Annotated in this window: 14 protein-coding genes; 12 read left to right on the top strand and 2 right to left on the bottom strand. The window is 67.8% G+C overall.

Annotated elements, in window-relative coordinates; all coding sequences use genetic code 11:
• Positions 1 to 60: 60 nt before the first annotated feature.
• A complete protein-coding gene (locus KF903_RS10685; protein ID WP_291214458.1) occupies positions 61 to 693 on the bottom strand; it encodes a hypothetical protein in 633 nt (210 codons plus the stop codon).
• A complete protein-coding gene (locus KF903_RS10690; protein ID WP_291214460.1) occupies positions 693 to 3137 on the bottom strand; it encodes a penicillin-binding protein 1A in 2445 nt (814 codons plus the stop codon). The genes KF903_RS10685 and KF903_RS10690 overlap by 1 nt, the downstream gene beginning before the upstream one ends.
• Before the next feature lie 225 nt (positions 3138 to 3362).
• Here KF903_RS10690 and KF903_RS10695 point away from each other — a divergent pair, with 225 nt between their 5' ends.
• The 12 genes from KF903_RS10695 to KF903_RS10750 form a co-directional block, all read left to right on the top strand.
• Positions 3363 to 4421: a pilus assembly protein PilM gene (locus KF903_RS10695; protein ID WP_291214462.1), complete on the top strand. Its 1059-nt coding sequence runs from the start codon at positions 3363 to 3365 to the stop codon at positions 4419 to 4421.
• Positions 4421 to 5053: a PilN domain-containing protein gene (locus tag KF903_RS10700; RefSeq protein WP_291214463.1), complete on the top strand. Its 633-nt coding sequence runs from the start codon at positions 4421 to 4423 to the stop codon at positions 5051 to 5053. Before KF903_RS10695 ends, KF903_RS10700 begins: the two co-directional genes overlap by 1 nt.
• Positions 5050 to 5736, top strand: a complete 687-nt coding sequence (pilO, locus tag KF903_RS10705; protein ID WP_291214466.1) for a type 4a pilus biogenesis protein PilO — start codon at positions 5050 to 5052, stop codon at positions 5734 to 5736. Before KF903_RS10700 ends, pilO begins: the two co-directional genes overlap by 4 nt.
• A gap of 1 nt (position 5737) precedes the next feature.
• Positions 5738 to 6268 carry a pilus assembly protein PilP gene (locus tag KF903_RS10710; RefSeq protein ID WP_291214468.1) on the top strand — a complete coding sequence of 177 codons (531 nt, stop codon included), beginning with the start codon at positions 5738 to 5740 and terminating at the stop codon, positions 6266 to 6268.
• Positions 6269 to 6291: 23 nt separating this feature from the next.
• Positions 6292 to 8559 carry a type IV pilus secretin PilQ gene (gene pilQ, locus KF903_RS10715; protein WP_291214470.1) on the top strand — a complete coding sequence of 756 codons (2268 nt, stop codon included), beginning with the start codon at positions 6292 to 6294 and terminating at the stop codon, positions 8557 to 8559.
• 69 nt (positions 8560 to 8628) lie between these two features.
• Entirely contained in the window at positions 8629 to 10866 is a 2238-nt protein-coding gene (locus KF903_RS10720) for a hypothetical protein (RefSeq protein WP_291214472.1), read from the top strand.
• A 147-nt stretch (positions 10867 to 11013) separates the two neighbouring features.
• Positions 11014 to 12171, top strand: coding sequence for an EAL domain-containing protein (locus KF903_RS10725; protein WP_291214474.1), 1158 nt, complete (start codon positions 11014 to 11016; stop codon positions 12169 to 12171).
• A gap of 91 nt (positions 12172 to 12262) precedes the next feature.
• The gene (locus KF903_RS10730) at positions 12263 to 13249 is read left to right on the top strand and encodes a MoxR family ATPase (protein WP_291214475.1); all 987 of its coding nucleotides are present in this window, start codon (positions 12263 to 12265) and stop codon (positions 13247 to 13249) included.
• A 160-nt stretch (positions 13250 to 13409) separates the two neighbouring features.
• Positions 13410 to 14336, top strand: coding sequence for a DUF58 domain-containing protein (locus KF903_RS10735; RefSeq protein ID WP_291214478.1), 927 nt, complete (start codon positions 13410 to 13412; stop codon positions 14334 to 14336).
• Entirely contained in the window at positions 14333 to 14857 is a 525-nt protein-coding gene (locus tag KF903_RS10740) for a DUF4381 family protein (RefSeq protein WP_291214480.1), read from the top strand. The genes KF903_RS10735 and KF903_RS10740 overlap by 4 nt, the downstream gene beginning before the upstream one ends.
• Positions 14850 to 15851 (top strand): VWA domain-containing protein, encoded by a 1002-nt coding sequence (locus tag KF903_RS10745; RefSeq protein WP_291214481.1) that lies wholly within the window; start codon positions 14850 to 14852, stop codon positions 15849 to 15851. The genes KF903_RS10740 and KF903_RS10745 overlap by 8 nt, the downstream gene beginning before the upstream one ends.
• Positions 15848 to 17373 (top strand): VWA domain-containing protein (locus KF903_RS10750; protein ID WP_291214483.1); only part of this gene is annotated, 1526 nt, incomplete at its 3' end. The genes KF903_RS10745 and KF903_RS10750, both read left to right, overlap by 4 nt.

Raw genomic sequence — 17373 nt, forward strand, 5'->3', positions numbered from 1 at the left:
GGTTGCCGGCACGCCGGCGGCGCGCCCGTGCGCGGCGCGGCCCCTGCGGCGTCGACTGCATCACGACGCGGCGGGTTCGGCCTCGGCCGTCAGCCGCTCGAGCATCGCCAGTGTCGCGCGTTGCATGGGCCGGTCGTTGGTGCGGTCGAGCGGCGCCTGCCGCAACAGGTCGTAGGGCAGCAGCGTCACGTCGATCGTGGTGTCGTCGACTGCGAAGCGCAGCAGCGCGAACTCGCGGCTGTGCGCCCGATCCAGCCGCAGCCGGCGCGCCGACTCGGTGCAGGCGATGCCGTGCTCGGCGAGCAGCGTCATCACGCCGAGCGGGTGGTCGGTGTACAGGTGCAGGCACACCGCCGAATGCTCGTCGGCGGTGCCGTCGAGCACCGCGCCGACCAGGCGCGGCTCGTGCTCGGCGAAGAAGCGCAATGCCTCGCGCGCGACCGCGCGCAGGCGCGCCAGCGTGCGTGCATGCCGGTCGCCGCCGAACAGGCGCTGGTGTTCGCGCAGGGCGGCCTCGATCTCCTGCGTGTCGGGCAGGCTGGCCAGATCGTGGATGCCCAGCCGCGCCGCGGCCTTGTCGCGCGCCAGCCGATAATCGCGCAGTCCGCTGTCGCTGATCAGCAGCGCCGCGGCAGCGGCGACCCGCCGGCGCGCGTCGCGCGAGGATGCGGGCGGGTGCCGGCCGTGGCGCATCAGAACACGTCGTAGGCTTCGTGCTGGCGCGTGCTGTCCTGTCCCGGCGGCGGCTGCGTGGCCAGCCGCTCGGCGTCTTCGGTCTTCATGACTTCGAGGATCGCATTGGGGTCGTCGGCGCCGGCCAGCAGGCCGTTGGCGGGATCGATGCGCACGCGGGCGATGCCGGGCGGCATGTCGAACGGCTGCTCGGGCACATCCTTGAGTGCGGTGCGCATGAAATCGATCCAGATCGGCAGGGCCGCCTTGGCGCCGAATTCGCCGCGGCCGAGCGTGCTGAAGTCATCGAAACCGACCCAGCAGCTGGCGACGATCGTGCTGTTGAAGCCGGTGAACCAGGCGTCGCGATGGTCGTTGGTGGTGCCGGTCTTGCCGGCCAGGTCGTTGCGCTTGAGCGACATCGCGGCTGCGCCCGTGCCGCGCCGGATCACATCGCGCAGCAGCGAGCTGACGAGATAGGCGTTGCGTGCGTCGATGGTGCGGCCGGCGCTGTGGGTGGCGTCGGCGGCATCGGTGGCGTTGGCGATGCCGATGCCGAGCGGTCCGGGCGTGGCGGACGCGGGCGGCAGCGGCGGGTGGTCGGTGCAGCTGTGGCAGACCACGGCGGGATCGGCGTGATAGACCACCTTGCCGTCGCGGTCGGTGATTTCGCTGACGATGTAGGGATCGATGAGGTAGCCGCCGTTGGCGAACACGGCGTAGCCGCGCGCCATCGCCAGCGGCGCCACGGCGGCGCTGCCCAGTGCCATCGACAGGCTCTGCGGGATCTGCGCGGGGCTGAAGCCGAAGCGCGACATGTATTCGTGTGCATAGCGCACGCTGATCGCGTCGAGCAGGCGCACCGAGATGAGGTTGACCGATTTGGCCAGCGCGTCGCGCAGGCGGATCGGTCCCTGGAACGTATCGTCGTCGTTCTTGGGTGTCCACACGCCATCGGGCCGGGACGGATCGGGAAACGAAACCGGGGCGTCATTGAGCACCGAGGCCGGCGTGAAGCCGCGGTCGAAGGCCGCCGAATAGATGAACGGCTTGAAGCCCGAACCGGGCTGGCGCGCGCTCTGGGTGGCACGGTTGAACTTGCTGCGGGCGAAGCTGAAGCCGCCGATCAGGCTGACCACGGCGCCATCATCGGGACGCAGGGCGACGAGCGCGGCCTCGGCGTTGGGCAGTTGCGACAATGTCCAGGTGCCCTTGTCATCGCGTGTGACGCGCACGACGTCGCCGGCCTTGAGCACGTCGCTGGCGGCCTTCGGCGCGGGGCCGCGATGATCGTCGTCGAGATAGCGGCGTGCCCACTGCAGGGCCGGCAACTCGAGCAGGATGCTCTGGCCATCGGCCAGGTACAGCGTGGCGCTGTCCTTGCCGCTGGCGGTCACCAGCGCGGGGACCAGGCCGGCCAGCGGGCGGTAGGGCGCCAATGCCTGGTTCCACTGCGCCGGGGTGGCGTCGACGGCGAGATCGGCGTGGCCCTCGGCACCGCGGAAACCGTGGCGCTGGTCGTACAGCAGCAGCCCGTTGCGCAGCGCGTTGTTGGCCGCTTCCTGCAAGGTCGCGTCGAGCGTGGTCCGCACGCGGTAGCCGTCGGTGAGCGCGTTGTTGCCGAGGCGCTCCATTACTTCCAGTCGCACCAGTTCGGCAAAGTAGGGTGCGTCGACCTCGACCGGCGGCTCGTGCGCTTGGGCGGTGTCGGGCTCGGCCATCGCCGCGCTGTACTGGGCCTGGTCGATGTAGTGGTCGTCGAGCATGCGGCCGAGCACATAGCCGCGGCGCTCCTTGGCGCGCTCCGGGCGGCTGAGTGGATTGCCGGTGGAGGGGAACTTGGGGATCGAGGCCAGCATCGCGCATTCGGCCAGCGTGAGCTGGTCGAGCTTCTTGCCGTAGTAGAACTCGGCCGCGGCCGCGATGCCGTAGGAGCGGTGGCCGAAGAAGCTCTTGTTGAGGTACAGGGCGAGGATGTCGTCCTTGCTGAGCGCGCTTTCGATGCGGAAGGCGAGGAAGATCTCGGACAGTTTGCGCGTGTAGCTGACCTCGGGGCTGAGGAAGAACATGCGCGCGACCTGCTGGGTGATCGTGCTGCCGCCGGCGACCTGCTTGCGGCCTGTCGTCGCGGTCAGCCACACCGCGCGCAGGATGCCGCTCGGGTCGATGCCCGAGTGCTTGTAGAAATCGGCATCCTCGGCGGCCAGGAAGGCGTTCCTCAGTTGCAGCGGCACCTCCTCGATGCGCACCGGCGTGCGTTTGGTCTCGCCGAACATCGCGATGAGCTTGCCGTCGGCCGACTCCACCCGCAGCGGCACCTGCAGGCGCACGTCCTTGAGCACATCCACCGACGGCAGGCGCGGCGCAATCAGCCAGTAGGCGGTGCCGAGGGCAGCCGCGCCGATCAGGATTCCGGCCACGCCGAGGTAGGCCGCGTAGCGCAGCAGGCGCAAAAAGACTCTCATTCGTTCGAACTTGTGATCGCAGTCAAGGTATGTGCGGTAAGTCCGCGAGTATAGAGCTTATCCCGGTTTGCGGGCCCCGCTTGGGGCGGTCCGGGGGGCGGTTCGGGGCCGTTTGGTGGCAATTTTGGTCCGGGGACTGGACAGCCATTGAAATTTCGTTAATCCTTGCATTTAATGTAGTCGCGCATCTTTCGCTCGTAAGGGCGCGTGGGAAGGGGAGAAAGTGTGGATCTGTTCACACCAAAAAAGCCGCCGCTGATTGGCGTCGACATCAGCTCCACCGCGGTCAAGCTTCTCCAACTGGGGCAGGCCGGCGGGCGCTATCGCGTCGAGCACTACGCGGTCGAGGCGTTGCCGCCGAACGCGGTGGTCGAGAAGAACATCGTCGAGGTCGAGGCCGTCGGCGAAGCCATCCGCCGCGCCTACAACCGCTGCGGCGCCAAGACCAAGTTCGCCGCCGTCGCGGTCGCGGGCTCGGCGGTGATCACCAAGGTGATCCCGATGCCGGGCGACCTGTCCGAAGAGGACATGGAAGCGCAGATCGAGATCGAGGCGAACCAGTACATTCCCTATCCGATCGAGGAAGTCAGCCTCGATTTCGAGGTGCTCGGTCCGATCAAGGACAACCCCGAGATGGTGAACGTGCTGCTCGCGGCCTCGCGCACCGAGAACGTCGACCTTCGCGTGGCCGCGCTCGACCTCGGCGGGCTGACCGCCAAGGTCATGGACGTCGAGGCGTTCGCGATGGAAAACGCGTTCCGCCTGGTTTCCGACCAGCTCAGCGTGCCCAAGGATGCGGTGGTCGCGATGGTCGACGTCGGCGCCACCATGACCACGCTGATCGTGCTCAAGAACCAGCGCACGATCTACTCGCGCGAACAGGTGTTCGGCGGCAAGCAGCTCACCGACGAGGTGATGCGCCGCTACGGGCTGAGCTACGAGGAAGCCGGCATGGCCAAGCGCCAGGGTGGCCTGCCCGAGTCCTATGAAAGCGAGGCGCTGGAGCCGTTCAAGGAAGCCATGACCCAGCAGATCGGGCGCCTGCTGCAGTTCTTCTTCGCCGGCAGCGAGTACAGCCGCGTCGACCAGATCGTGCTGGCCGGTGGTTGCGCCTCGATCGCCGGTGTCGCCGACAAGGTCGAGGAGCACATGGGCGTACCCTGCGTGATCGCCAATCCGCTCGCCGACATGTCCCTGTCCAGTCGCGTGCAGGCCCAATCGCTGATGCAGGACGCCCCTGCACTGATGATCGCCTGCGGGCTTGCTCTCAGGAGTTTCGACTGATGGCCAACATCAACCTCCTGCCGTGGCGAGCCGAACGCCGCAAGCAGCGCGAACGCGAGTTCTACATGATGCTGCTGGCAGCGGCAGTCGGCGCGCTGCTGGTGTTCTTCGTGGCGATGATGTGGGTGCAGCACGTCATCGACGACCAACAGGCGCGCAATGACTACCTCAAGGGCGAGATCACCTCGCTGGACGCCAAGATCAAGGAAATCGAGGAGCTCGACAAGACCCGGGCCGACCTCATCACGCGCAAGGACATCATCGAGCAGCTGCAATCCAATCGTTCGACGATGGTGCATCTGTTCGATGAGCTGGTGCGGACCATCCCCGATGGGGTGCGCCTGACCACGATGAAGCAGGCCGGCGACACCATCACGCTCGACGGTCGCGCCGAATCCAACCAGCGCGTCGCCAGCTACCTGCTCAACATCGACCGTTCGCCCTGGCTCGGCCATTCCGATCTCAAGAAGACCGAAAACACCGCGGGTGGCAAGGACGGCGACAAGAAGCTTCCCTACCAGTTCTCGATGGACGTCAAGCTGCGCAAGCCTGAGGAACAGCAGAAGGCCCAGGGCGCCGTGGCCACGGTCGAGGCACCTCTCATCGCCACCGTTACGGGGGAGAAGAAATGAGCTTCCTCGACGATCTGCGCAATCTGGATCGCAACAACATCGGCGGCTGGCCGACCGGTGTCAAGGCGTTCTTCGCGATCCTCATCATCGCCCTCATCCTGTTCTTCGGCTGGTACTTCAAGATCAGTGCGCAGCAGGAAGAGCTCGAGACCGCGCGCCACCAGGAGCTGTCGCTCAAGAAGGACTTTGCCGACAAGCAGGCCAAGGTGGTCAACCTCGACGCCTACCGCAAGCAGCTGGCCGACATGCAGGAGATGCTGCAGACGATGCTGCGGCAGTTGCCGAGCAAGACCGAGATGCCCGAGCTGCTCAACAACATCACCCAGGCGGCGCTCAGCGCAGGAATCGAAACCCAGCTGTTCCAGCCCGGCGGCGAAATCATGAAGGACTTCTACGCCGAGAAGCCGATCCAGCTGCGCATGCTCGGCAACTACCACCAGTTCGGCACCTTCATCAGCAATGTCGCGTCGCTGCCACGCGTGGTCATCCTGACCATGCATGACGTGTCGCTCAAGCCTGCGGGTGGCCCGGGTGCGAAATCCGGCAATGCAGCGGGCCAGCTCATCCTCGAGGGTACGGTCAAGACCTACCGCTATCTCGACGACGAGGAGGCTGCTGCAATCCAGGCTGCCAAGCGACCCCAGAAGGGCGCGGCGCCGGCCCCGGCGAAGAAAGGAGCGTGAGATGAGTCGATCCATCATTCATCGCACACTGGCCGCGGCGCTGCTGTTGGCTCTGATCGGGCTGCAAGGCTGCACGCCGAGCGAGAGCGTGCAGCAGTGGGTTGCCAAGGAGAAGGCCAAGAAGGGCGCGCCGCTGGCACCGCTGCCGGTGATCAAGACCTTCGAGGCGTTCACCTACAAGGACCAGGACCTGCGCGATCCGTTCGGACCGAGCGTGCAGGAACAAGAGGAGGCCAACCAGCAGGGACCGCACCCGGACCAGAACCGGACCCGCGAACCGCTGGAGTCGTTTCCGCTCGACGGCCTGAAGATGTCGGGCACGCTTGGTGTCGGCAACGCCATCGAGGGCCTCGTGCGCGATCCCGACGGCGTGGTGCACCGCGTCCGCGTCGGCAACTACCTCGGCCAGAACTACGGGCGCATCAAGGCCATCAACGAAGATCGCATCGACATGATCGAACTGGTGCCCAACGGGGCCGGTGGCTGGATGGAGCGAGAAGCCACCATCGCGCTCGGCGATAGCAAGCAATGATCGAATCATCGGGGACGAAGAAAATGACCACGACATTCGCAGTCAACCCGGGGCAGAGCCCCGTCAACCGCTGGGCACGGCGCGCCGTGTTCGCGGTGATGTCCCTGCTCGGTGCTGTCGCACTCGCCGGCCAAGCGCAGGCCCAGCATGTGCTGCAGGACATTGCATACACGGCACTGCCAGGCGGCAAGGTCGAGGTGACGCTCAAGTTCAACGGCCCGGCCGTTGCCCCGCAGGCGTTCGCCACCGAGACGCCGCCGAGCATCGCGCTCGACTTCGCCGACACGCGCAATGCGACCGGCAAGCGGCGCATCGACATCGGCACCGGCGCCACCTCATCGGTTTCGGCACTGGAATCGGCGGGGCGCACGCGCGTCGTGATCGATCTGTTCCGCGCCGCCGGCTACGACACGCGCATCAATGGCAACGATGTCGTGGTGTCGATCAACAGCGGCGTCATCGGTTCCAGCACTGCGGCCGCTGCCGCCGCCAAGTCCGATCCGACCAAGTCGGTTACGCATGCCACTGCGCTGGAGGTGACCAACGTCGACTTCCGCCGCGGCAAGAACGGCGAGGGACGCGTGGTGGTCAGCTTCAACGGCCCGGGCGCCGCGGTCAACCTGCGCAAGGAGGCCGGCAATATCGTGCTCGATCTCATGAACGCCAAGGTCGCCGCCGGCCAGGCGCGTCATCTCGACGTGCTCGACTTCGCCACCCCGGTGCAGTCGATCGACACGCGCAGCCAGGGCAACGGCAGCCGCATGCAGATCGTGGCGACCCCGCCGTACCAGGAACTGGCCTACCAGTCGGGCAACGAGTACGTGGTGGAAATCGCGCCCAAGAAGGAGCAGCCCAAGACCGCCGGGCGCAATGCGCAGCCCGAGTACAACGGCAGTCGCGTCACCTTCAACTTCCAGGACATCCCGACGCGTTCGGTGCTGCAGCTCATCGCCGACGTGTCCGATCTCAACATCGTGGTTGCCGACAGCGTGCAGGGCAATGTCACGCTGCGCCTCATCAACGTGCCGTGGGATCAGGCGCTCGATATCGTGTTGCAGGCCAAGGGTCTCGACAAGCGCCGCCAGGGCAACGTGATTTGGGTCGCGCCGCAGAAGGAAATCGCCGACCGCGAGGAAGCGATTGCCGATGCGCGGCTCAAGATGGAAACCAAGGAGGAACTGGTCACCGACTACATTCCGATCAGCTACGGCAAGGCCAAGGACATTGCCGCGCTGCTGACCAAGGAAACCCAGACCAACCAGGCAGGGGGGCAGGCACAGGGCAGCGGTGGCCAGGCGGATCGCGGCTTCCTGTCGGCACGCGGCAGTGTGTCGTATGACGACCGCACCAATACTTTGCTGGTCAGCGACATCCCGTCCAAGATCCAGGAGATCCGCCAGCTCATCGCCGTGCTCGACCGACCAGTGCAGCAGGTGTTGATCGAGTCGCGCATCGTCATCGCTACCGACAGCTTCGCGCGTGAACTGGGCGCCAAGTTCGGTGTCAGCGGCGGTTACATGGACCACAACGGCAATGTCGTCAGCACGGCCGGCACCGCGCAGGGCACCGACCGCATGAGCAATGTCGTGCTCAACAACCGGTTCAATGGACCGGGTCGCGGCCTGCCCAATACTGCGCCAGGCCAGATTGGCGCCGGCATCCTCGTGCCGACGCTGGCCGATCGCCTCAACGTCAACTTGCCCGCCACCAACCCAGCGGGCAGCTTCGGCCTCGCCATCCTGGGCGCCGACTACCTGCTCGACCTGGAACTGTCGGCGGCGCAGACCGAAGGCCGCGGCGAAGTCATTTCCTCCCCCAAGGTGATCACCGCCAACCAGCGTGAGGCCAACATCAAGCAGGGTGTCGAGGTCGGCTACCTGCAGTACTCGGGTGGCGCTGCAGCCGGTGGTGTGGCGGTGCCGACCGTCGCCTTCAAGGAAGCCGATCTGGAACTGCGCGTGACGCCGACCATCACCGCCGACGATCGCGTGGTGCTGAACCTCAACGTCAAGAAGGACGCGGTTTCGGGCTTCGTCGACATTCCGGGTGGCGGCCGCGTGCCGACGCTCGACAAGCGCGAGGTGAGCACCGAGGTGCTCGTCGACAATGGGCAGACCGTGGTGCTGGGCGGCGTCTACGAGGTCAACAAGTCGGACAAGGTCAACAAGGTTCCGATGCTTGGCGATGTGCCGTTCATCGGCAACCTGTTCAAGAACACGGCTCGCTCGGACAGCCGGGCGGAACTGCTGATCTTCGTCACGCCCCGCATTCTCAGCGACAACCTGAAGTAAGCGCGCCTGGACGGCGAACATGAGAACTCGCGCGTTGCGCGCCCGAATTTGCAGGACTGGAGAGAACCTATGAACTTTTTTGGCAAGGCCTTGGGGCTCGTCGTCGCCACCCTTGCGCTCGCAAGCTGCGGTGGTGGCGGCGGCGATGGTGGTGCGACCCTGCCGCCGCAGAGCGGCAAGATCGAGCTCGTGGCGACCACACGCACGCTGCCACTCAACACGATGGGCTACCTGCCCACGCAGCACGGCCCGACCCAGGCCGAAATCACGATCACGATCCGCAACGCCGACGGCACGCTCATGGTCGGCAAGGACGTGTCGGTGAGCGTCTCGCCGGTGGATGTGGCCGCGCTGTCCTTCCTCGTGCAGGACGGCAACGATGACGGCAACAACCTGTGGGGCTCCTTCACGATCAAGGGCACCAACGGCGTCGCCACCGCATGGGTCAACAGCCGCCTCATCGCTGGCACGGCGACCGTGACGGCCTCTACGATCGACCCGAACACCAGCCGCACAATCAGCAACACGCTCACCTTCACCGTGAGCAGCGGCGTCGGCCCCAGCCCGGCCTCGATCCAGGTCACACCGAGTTCGGCCGCGGCCTATCTGCCGAGTTCGGGTGGCAACAATGCGCCGCAGTTCCAGGCACTCGTGCGCGATGGCGGCAATCAGGTCGTCCCCAATCCGCCCAGCGGCACCGACAACATCCAATTCGAGATCCTCGGCACCACGGGCGACGCGGTCCTCAGCACCAATGCGGCCGGCGGCCCTGCCACCGGCAAGAAGGTCACCTCGCACACGGTCAGCGGCGTGGCGGTGGTTTCGTTCCAGGCTGGCGAGGGCACCCCGCAGGGGCCGATCCAGTTGCAGACCACGGTCGATCGTGCCGACAACAATGTCTCCAACGGCATCCAGGATCCGGTGATGGCGACGGCGTCGGTCATCGTCTCCGACGGCAAGCTCTACAGCGTCACGATCACTTCGCCCAACGTCGACGCGATTCGCGTCAACAGTGTTGACCCTGATACCTCGGTGCAACCGGGCACATCGGGCAACCCCGATGCCACCTACAGCCTCACCGTAAGCGCGCTCGGTACCGACCGTCAGGGCAACCCCGTGCTGCCGGGAACGCCGATCCGCTTTGGTTCGATCGACGAGCCCGTGGGCACGCCCGATGCGGGTGTATGGGCCAACCAGTTCCTGCTCGCCGGTAATGACGGCAATCCGCAGGAAGGCGGCACCACCTTCACCGCACCGACCGGTCACTTCACGACCGCTGGCGGCGGCGCCGGCCCGGGCGATGCACTTGTGGTGTTCGGCAAGACCCACCATGGCGCGCCGCACGGCAACGAGGATCTCGAGAGCGTGGTGACCGTGCAGCGTGTGAACAGCGCGACGAACCTGACCACCGCCTCGGCCTTCAACCGCAACGACACCACCGGCACGAGCGTCGACTATGGCGCGGTCCTGCCCTACCTGATCGGGCGCAGCCAGCACGGCAACATCACTGCGGCGGCCACGACCAACGACATCGGTGTTGCCCACGCGACCCTGAATTACACCGCCGCGACCCTCGGCCACATCGTTGCGATGTGGGCGCAGGGTGATGGCATCGATCGCGTCACCGGCCAGCCGCGCCGCGTGACCGATGCCGTGCAGCTGGTCTATCCGGGTGTGGCGCCGCTGCAGATCGTCGCTTTCCCATCGCCGATTCCTGGCAACCGCACCACCAACGTGACCGTCTGCCTCATGGACGCGATGAACTCGCCGATCCAGGGCATCCGCATCGCGTTCGCGCTGAGCCTCGCCGGCGGCACGGGCTCGGTGGACGGCAACGGCAGCTCGGGGGCGCTCGACAACGTGACCGACTCGAACGGCTGCGTCGATGCGGTCGTGCAGACCAGCGGCGTGCCGGCATCGAGTGGCACCGGCGGCTCGGGCAAGGTCACTTTCAGTGTCGGCGGCGCTTCGGCATCGGTTGACATCGTGGTGCAGCTGTCCTTCATCTCGGTCGGCGGCTCTTCGGTCGTGTGCGTCAACCATGCACGCCAGATCGACATCGGCATCCGCGCCTTCGACACCGAGGGCAATCCCGCGGCCGGCGTCACGGTGTCGGCAGCCTGCAGCGGCGTCACCGCCAATCCGGCGACGGCGATGACGGGGCCGGGTGGTACGGCCGCGATGTTCAGCCTCACGGGTCCGGCCGGAACGAGCGGCAGCTGTACCTTCACAGCGCCCGGTGTGGCCGCGCTCACGGTGCCGGTTGCCATTCCCGACGCCAGCGTGCCAAGTCCGCCCTGCAGCTGACGCAGCATTCGGATGGAGCAACGAGCAAGGGCCGCAGCAATGCGGCCCTTCGCTTTTTCGTGACGCTGGTCACACGGCTCAGTCGCGTTTACGATCCCCATCCAGTCCCCGCTGCCTCGGCGTGGACTCATCCTGGGGAGGCGCGCCATGCAGTCCTACAGCGAGCTGTTCGCGGACGGTGACGTCATCTTCCGCGAGGGCGATCCGCCGAATGGAGCCTTCCTGATTGAATCCGGGCGCATCGAAATCAGTACGCGCCAGTTTGGTGAGCGCCGTGTGCTCGGCGAGCTCGGCCCCGGCATGCTGCTCGGCGAGATGGCCGTGCTCGACGCATCGCCACGTACGGCCACGGCGCGGGCGCTGACCTCCTGTCGTCTGACCCGCATCGATGCCGGCCAATTCGCCGAACGCCTGGCCAGCGCCGACCCGGTGGTACGCGCCCTGCTGCTGAGCCAGCTGACGCGCTACCGATCCGCACTGGCCAAGCTGACCGGTGGCAGCGACGATGCCGACGAACCGCGCCTCGACGCGCACGGCGATGCGTCCGCAATAGGCAAGATCCGTCTCGAGAGCGAGCTGCGCACGGCGCTCGATCGGCGCGAGCTTGAAGTGCGACTGCAGCCGATCGAGGAGATCGAGAGCGGCCATGTCGCCGGCTACGAGGCTCTCGTGCGCTGGACCCACCCGCAACGCGGTGACGTCTCGCCGGCGCAGTTCATCCGGCTTGCCGAGGAGACTTCGCTGATCGTGCCAATCGGCGACTACATGCTCGAGCGCGTCTGCGACGTGCTGGTCGAGCTGCGCCGGCGCGGGCGCAAGCCGCTGCCGTTCGTGGCGCTCAATGTGTCGGCTCGGCAGCTCGACGACCCCGGCCTCGTCGACCGCATCATCGGCCAGGTCCGCGCGCGGGACCTGCCGCCCAACCGGCTCAAGATCGAAATCACCGAGAGCCTCGTGCTCGACCACGAGCGGATAGGCAGCCTGTTGGCGCGCTGCCACGCGGTTGGCATGCCGGTCGCACTCGACGACTTCGGCACCGGCTTTTCCAATCTGGGCCCATTGCTCACGCTCGACTTCGACCAGATCAAGCTCGATGCCAGTTTCGTGCGCGCACTCGACCGGCCACGTGGGCGGTCGGTGGTCGGCGTCGTGGTCGGCATGGCGCGGGCGCTCGACGCCGACCTCATTGCCGAGGGCGTGGAGACGCGCGAGCAGCGCGAGACGCTGCATCGCCTCGGCTGCCGCTATGCCCAAGGCTGGCTGGTGGGTCGGCCGCAGCCAATCGAGCAGGTGCTGAACGCCTGAGATCGACGCGGCAAAACTTTGCGCGCCGGGCGTTGTCCATGCCCCGGCGCGCATTCATGCGACCATTGTCGGTCTCCAGAGCACTTCTTCCATGGACATGCCCCAAGCACCCACGGCCCACTCGGCCTTTGCCAGCCTTCGCGAACAACTGAGCCAATGCATCATTGGCCAGGCCGCGCTCATCGACCGCCTGCTGATCGCCCTGCTCGCCGATGGCCATCTTCTGGTCGAGGGCGCGCCGGGCCTGGCCAAGACCACGGCGATCAAGGAGCTGGCCACCCGCATCGAGGCCGACTTCCATCGCATCCAGTTCACGCCCGACCTGTTGCCGGCCGATCTCACCGGCACCGAAATCTACCGTCCGCAGACCGGCAGCTTCGAGTTCCAGCGCGGCCCGATCTTCCACAACGTCGTGCTTGCCGACGAGGTCAATCGTGCACCGGCCAAGGTGCAGTCGGCCCTGCTCGAGGCGATGGGCGAGCGGCAGGTGACGGTTGGCCGCGACACCTTCGCGCTGCCGGCGCTGTTCCTCGTCATGGCTACGCAAAACCCGATCGAGCAGGAAGGGACCTACCCGCTACCCGAGGCCCAACTCGACCGCTTTCTGCTCCACGTGCGCGTGGACTACCCCAAGGCCGAGGCCGAAGCGGCGATCCTGCGCTTCGCCCGTGACCGCGCCAGGCAATCGCTGGCGGCAACCGCGACGGCCGCCGTGCGCCTGAGCCAGGCACAGGTGTTCGCGGCACGCAGCCAGGTGCTCGACCTGCATCTGGCGCCGCAGCTCGAGGACTACATCGTGCAACTCGTGCTCGCCACGCGCGATCCGGGCGCCCACGGCGCCGAACTGGCACGTTACGTTGCCTTCGGTGCCAGTCCGCGCGGCACGATTGCACTCGATCGCTGCGCGCGGGCGCATGCGTGGCTGCAGGGCCGCGACTACGTCACGCCCGAAGACGTCCACGCGATCGCGCCCGACGTGCTGCGCCATCGCGTACTGCTGAGCTACGAGGCCGAGGCGGAAGGCATCGATGCCGATCGCGTGATCGCGACCCTGCTCGAACGCCTGCCGTTGCCGTGACCGCCGCCGAGTCCTGATGGCGCTGCCTCGTGCACCGGATGCACCGGCAAGATCGGGGCCGGCTCGCGCCCGACCTTCGATCGCCGCCATCGCCGCCGCTCCGCCAGACCGGTCCTCACCTTGCCCCCGAGCGTTGCCGCCCCCGACCACCCGTCATGCCATGTCCAGCCCCACCAGCAACCCCGTCCACGTAGCGCTCGATGAACTCATCGCGCTTGCTGCCTATGCGCAAGGCGCCGCGCTGGCACGCCAGCGGCGCTCGGTGGCGCTGCGCGCAGGCACCCGCAGCTCACGCTGGCGCGGCCGTGGCGTCGATTTCCGCGAGTCGCGCATCTACCAACCCGGCGACGAGATCCGCCATATGGATTGGCGCGTGACCGCGCGCACCGGCAAGCCGCACACCAAGCTGTTCGAGGAAGAGCGCGAACAGGCCCTGCTGCTTGCGGTCGATCTCAACCCATCGATGCATTTCGGCACGCGCGAGCGGTTCAAGAGCGTGCAGGCCGCACGCGCCGCCGCGCTGATCGCGTGGATGGCCAGTCGCGCCGGCGATCGCATCGGCGCCCTCGGCTTCGGCGGCGGCATCAGCGGCGAAGTGCGGCCGGCCGGCGGGCGCCGTGGCGTGCTGCGCGTGTTGCGCGCCTTGCGTGACTGGGACCGCGCACGCGACCTCGCGCTGACCGAGGACCTGAGCCAGGCGATGGCGCGGGCACGCCACCTGCTGCGGCCCGGCATACGCCTGGTGATCCTCAGCGATGGGTTCGGCGCCACGGCACCGGGCGCGCTGTCGGAGCTCGTTGCACGCCACGATATCGTCGTGGTGCTGCTGCGCGACGCACTCGAACTGGCGGCGCCGCCGCCGGGGCGCTACGCGCTGCATCTGGGTGAGGCAAGACGCATCGTCGACTTTGCCGACGCGCGCGTGCGCCACGCCTGGGCCGAACGTTTCGCGAGCTCGCGCGCGGGCCTGCTCGATCAGTGCCGGCGACTGGCCATCCGCGTGATCGAGCTCGACACCGACGCCGATCTGCGCGGCGCGCTCGCGCCGCTGTTGGCCCGTGCACGGCGCTCGGCGGTGGTGACATGAGCGCAGTACCTGCCAGCACTCCGCCGGCCCTGCCGCTGCGCGACATCCATTTGCCGCCGGCGCCATCGTGGTGGCCGCCTGCACCAGGCTGGTGGCTGCTGGCGGCCGTCGTGGTGGTTGCGCTGTGGTGGCTCGTGCGCGTGGCGCGGCGCCGCCTGCGCGCACGGCGCTGGCGCGCCCGCGTGCGCGCCGAATTCGAGCGCATCGTCGCCGACGGGCAGCGCGCTGGCGACGATGCACGCCTGGCCGCCGCCGTTTCGCAGCTCCTGCGCCGCACCAGCCTGCTGCTCGATCCGGCCGCGGCCGCGTTGCAGGGCGAAGCCTGGCTCGACTTCCTCGATCGCCAGTTTCCGCCGGCGGAAGCCGCGCGCGGACCGTTTCGCCATGGCGCCGGCCGCGCCTTGCTGGATCTGCCGTATCGGCGTCGTGACGCCGCCGCCGGTGACGAGGCGCGCGACTTGCTCGCACTGGCGCGGCGCTGGTTCGAGCATGTGCTGGTGATGAGGGCCGACCATGTTTGATTGGGGTTGGCCATGGCTGTTCGTGCTGCTGCCTTTGCCGCTGCTTGCGGCGTGGCTGCTGCCGCGCGCGCATGGCTGGGGCGGCGCCATGCTGCATCTGCCACACCTGGGGCTGGCTTTGCCGCAGCAGCGCGAGGTGTCGCCAGTGACACCGCTGCGGCGCTGGCTTGCGCTGCTGGCGTGGAGCTTGCTCGTGGTGGCCGCCGCGCGGCCGCAGTGGCTTGGACCGCCCGAGGACGTGGCGCGTTCGGGTCGCGACCTCATGCTCGCGATCGACACCTCTGGCAGCATGAGCATCGAGGACATGCAACTGGGCGGACGTGCGGCGCCGCGTTTCGCCGCGATCCAGGCCATCGGCAGCGATTTCATCCGGCGCCGCGCCGGCGATCGCGTCGGCCTGATCCTGTTCGGATCGCGCGCCTATCTGCTGGTGCCGCTCACGTTCGACTTGCACACCGTGGGCGAGCAGCTCATGGAATCGGCGATCGGCCTGGCCGGCCGCGAAACCGCGATCGGCGATGCCGTCGGCCTTGCCGTCAAGCGTCTGCGCGACCGCCCGCAGGATCAGCGTGTACTCGTGTTGCTCACCGACGGCGTCAACAACGCCGGTGAGCTGGAACCGCGCCAGGCCGCCGAGCTGGCCAGCGCCAACCATGTGCGCATCTACACGATAGGCATCGGCGCCGATCGCCTGCGCGTCGACTCGCTGTTCGGTTCGCGCTACGTCAATCCGTCCGGGGACCTGGACGAAGCCATGCTCACGCAGATGGCGCAGGCCACGGGCGGGCGCTACTTCCGCGCGCGCAACAGCGAGGAGCTGGCCGACATCTACCGCGAGATCGACACGCTCGAACCGGCTGCCGACGCCACGCAAAGCCTGCGCCCGGTCGACGAACTGTACTGGTTGCCGTTGGCGGCGGCCCTGCTGTGCGCGGCGTTCGCGTTCGGCGCGCCACTGGCCGGCGGTGCCTGGCGCAAGGCGGTGGACGCATGAGCGGATTCGTCGCCAATTTTCATTTCCTGCGGCCATGGGCGTTGCTCGCGCTCGCCGCCATGCCGCTGCTGTGGTTGCTGCTGCGACGCGGCGGCGGCGATGCCGGTGGCTGGCGCCACGCGGTCGATCCTCAGCTGCTGCCGTACCTGATCGAGCGCAGTGACGGCAGGGCCGCGCGGCTGCCACGTGTGCTGGCCGGACTGGGTTGGCTCATCGCCTGTCTGGCCCTGGCCGGTCCGACGTGGGAACGCGAGTCGATGCCGCTGCTGCGCAACGAGGCCGCGCGGGTGTTCGCGCTCGAACTGGCGCCGACGATGCTGGCGCAGGACATCAAACCCAGCCGCCTCGAGCGCGCGCGCTTCAAGCTCGACGACATGCTCGCGCGCAGCCGCGACTACCAGACGGCGCTGGTCGCCTATGCCGGCGCCGCCTTCGTCGTCGCCCCGCTCACCGACGATGTCGCCACCGTGCGCCATCTGGTCGAGGCGCTCGATCCCTCGACGATGCCGGTGCAGGGCAATGCCACCGGCCAGGCGATCGACCGCGCCGCCGCACTCATCGAGCAGGCCGGTCAGCACCAGGGCCAGATCGTGCTGCTCGCCGACTCGGCCGGGCCCGATGCGCTGGCGGCGGCCCGGCGTGCGCGTCGGCAGGGCTACACGCTGTCGGTGCTCGGAGTCGGCAGCAATGCGGGCGCGCCGATCGCCTTGCCCAATGGCGGTTTCCTCAAGGATGACCGCGGCAACGTCGTGCTCGCGCGCATCGACGAGGCGGCGCTGCGCGAACTCGCCGCCGCCGGCGGTGGCCAGTATGCGCCGCTCGCCGCCGATCGCCGCGATCTTGATGCCGTGCTGCCCGAGCAGGCGCACGTCGCCGCCGCCAAGGATGCTTCCGGCCACGCCACGGCGCAGGGTGATCGCTGGCGCGATCGCGGGCCATGGCTGCTGCTGGCGCTGCTGCCGCTGGCGGCGATCGGCTTCCGCCGCGGCTGGCTCATGCTGCTCGTGCTCGCGCTGTACCTGCCGGCACCATCGACACAGGCCGCGAGCCTGGCCGACCTGTGGCAGCGCCGTGACCAGCAGGCGGCGGCCGCGCTCGCGCAGGGTGATGCCAAGCGCGCGGCGCACGTCGCGCCCGATGCGGCCTGGCGTGGCAGCGCCGCCTACCGTGAGGGCGACTACACGCAGGCGGCCGACGAATACGCGCGGCTCGGCAGCGCCGATGGCGCCTACAACCGTGGCAACGCACTGGCCCAGGCGGGCCAATACGAGGACGCGCTGGCCGCCTACGACGACGCGCTCAAGCGCGCGCCCGGCATGGCCGATGCGATCGAAAACCGGCGCATCGTCGAGGAAGCGCTCAAGCAACAGCAACAGCAGCAGCAACAGCAGCAACAACAGCAGCAACAACAGCAGCAACAACAGCAGGAGCAGCAAGGTCGCCAAGGCCAGGACCAGCAGCAAGGGTCGCCGAAGGAGCAGCAGCAGGGTCAGCAACAGGACCCGCACGACGGCGAACAGCC

The organism is Dokdonella sp., from assembly GCF_019634845.1.
Lineage (GTDB): Bacteria > Pseudomonadota > Gammaproteobacteria > Xanthomonadales > Rhodanobacteraceae > Dokdonella_A.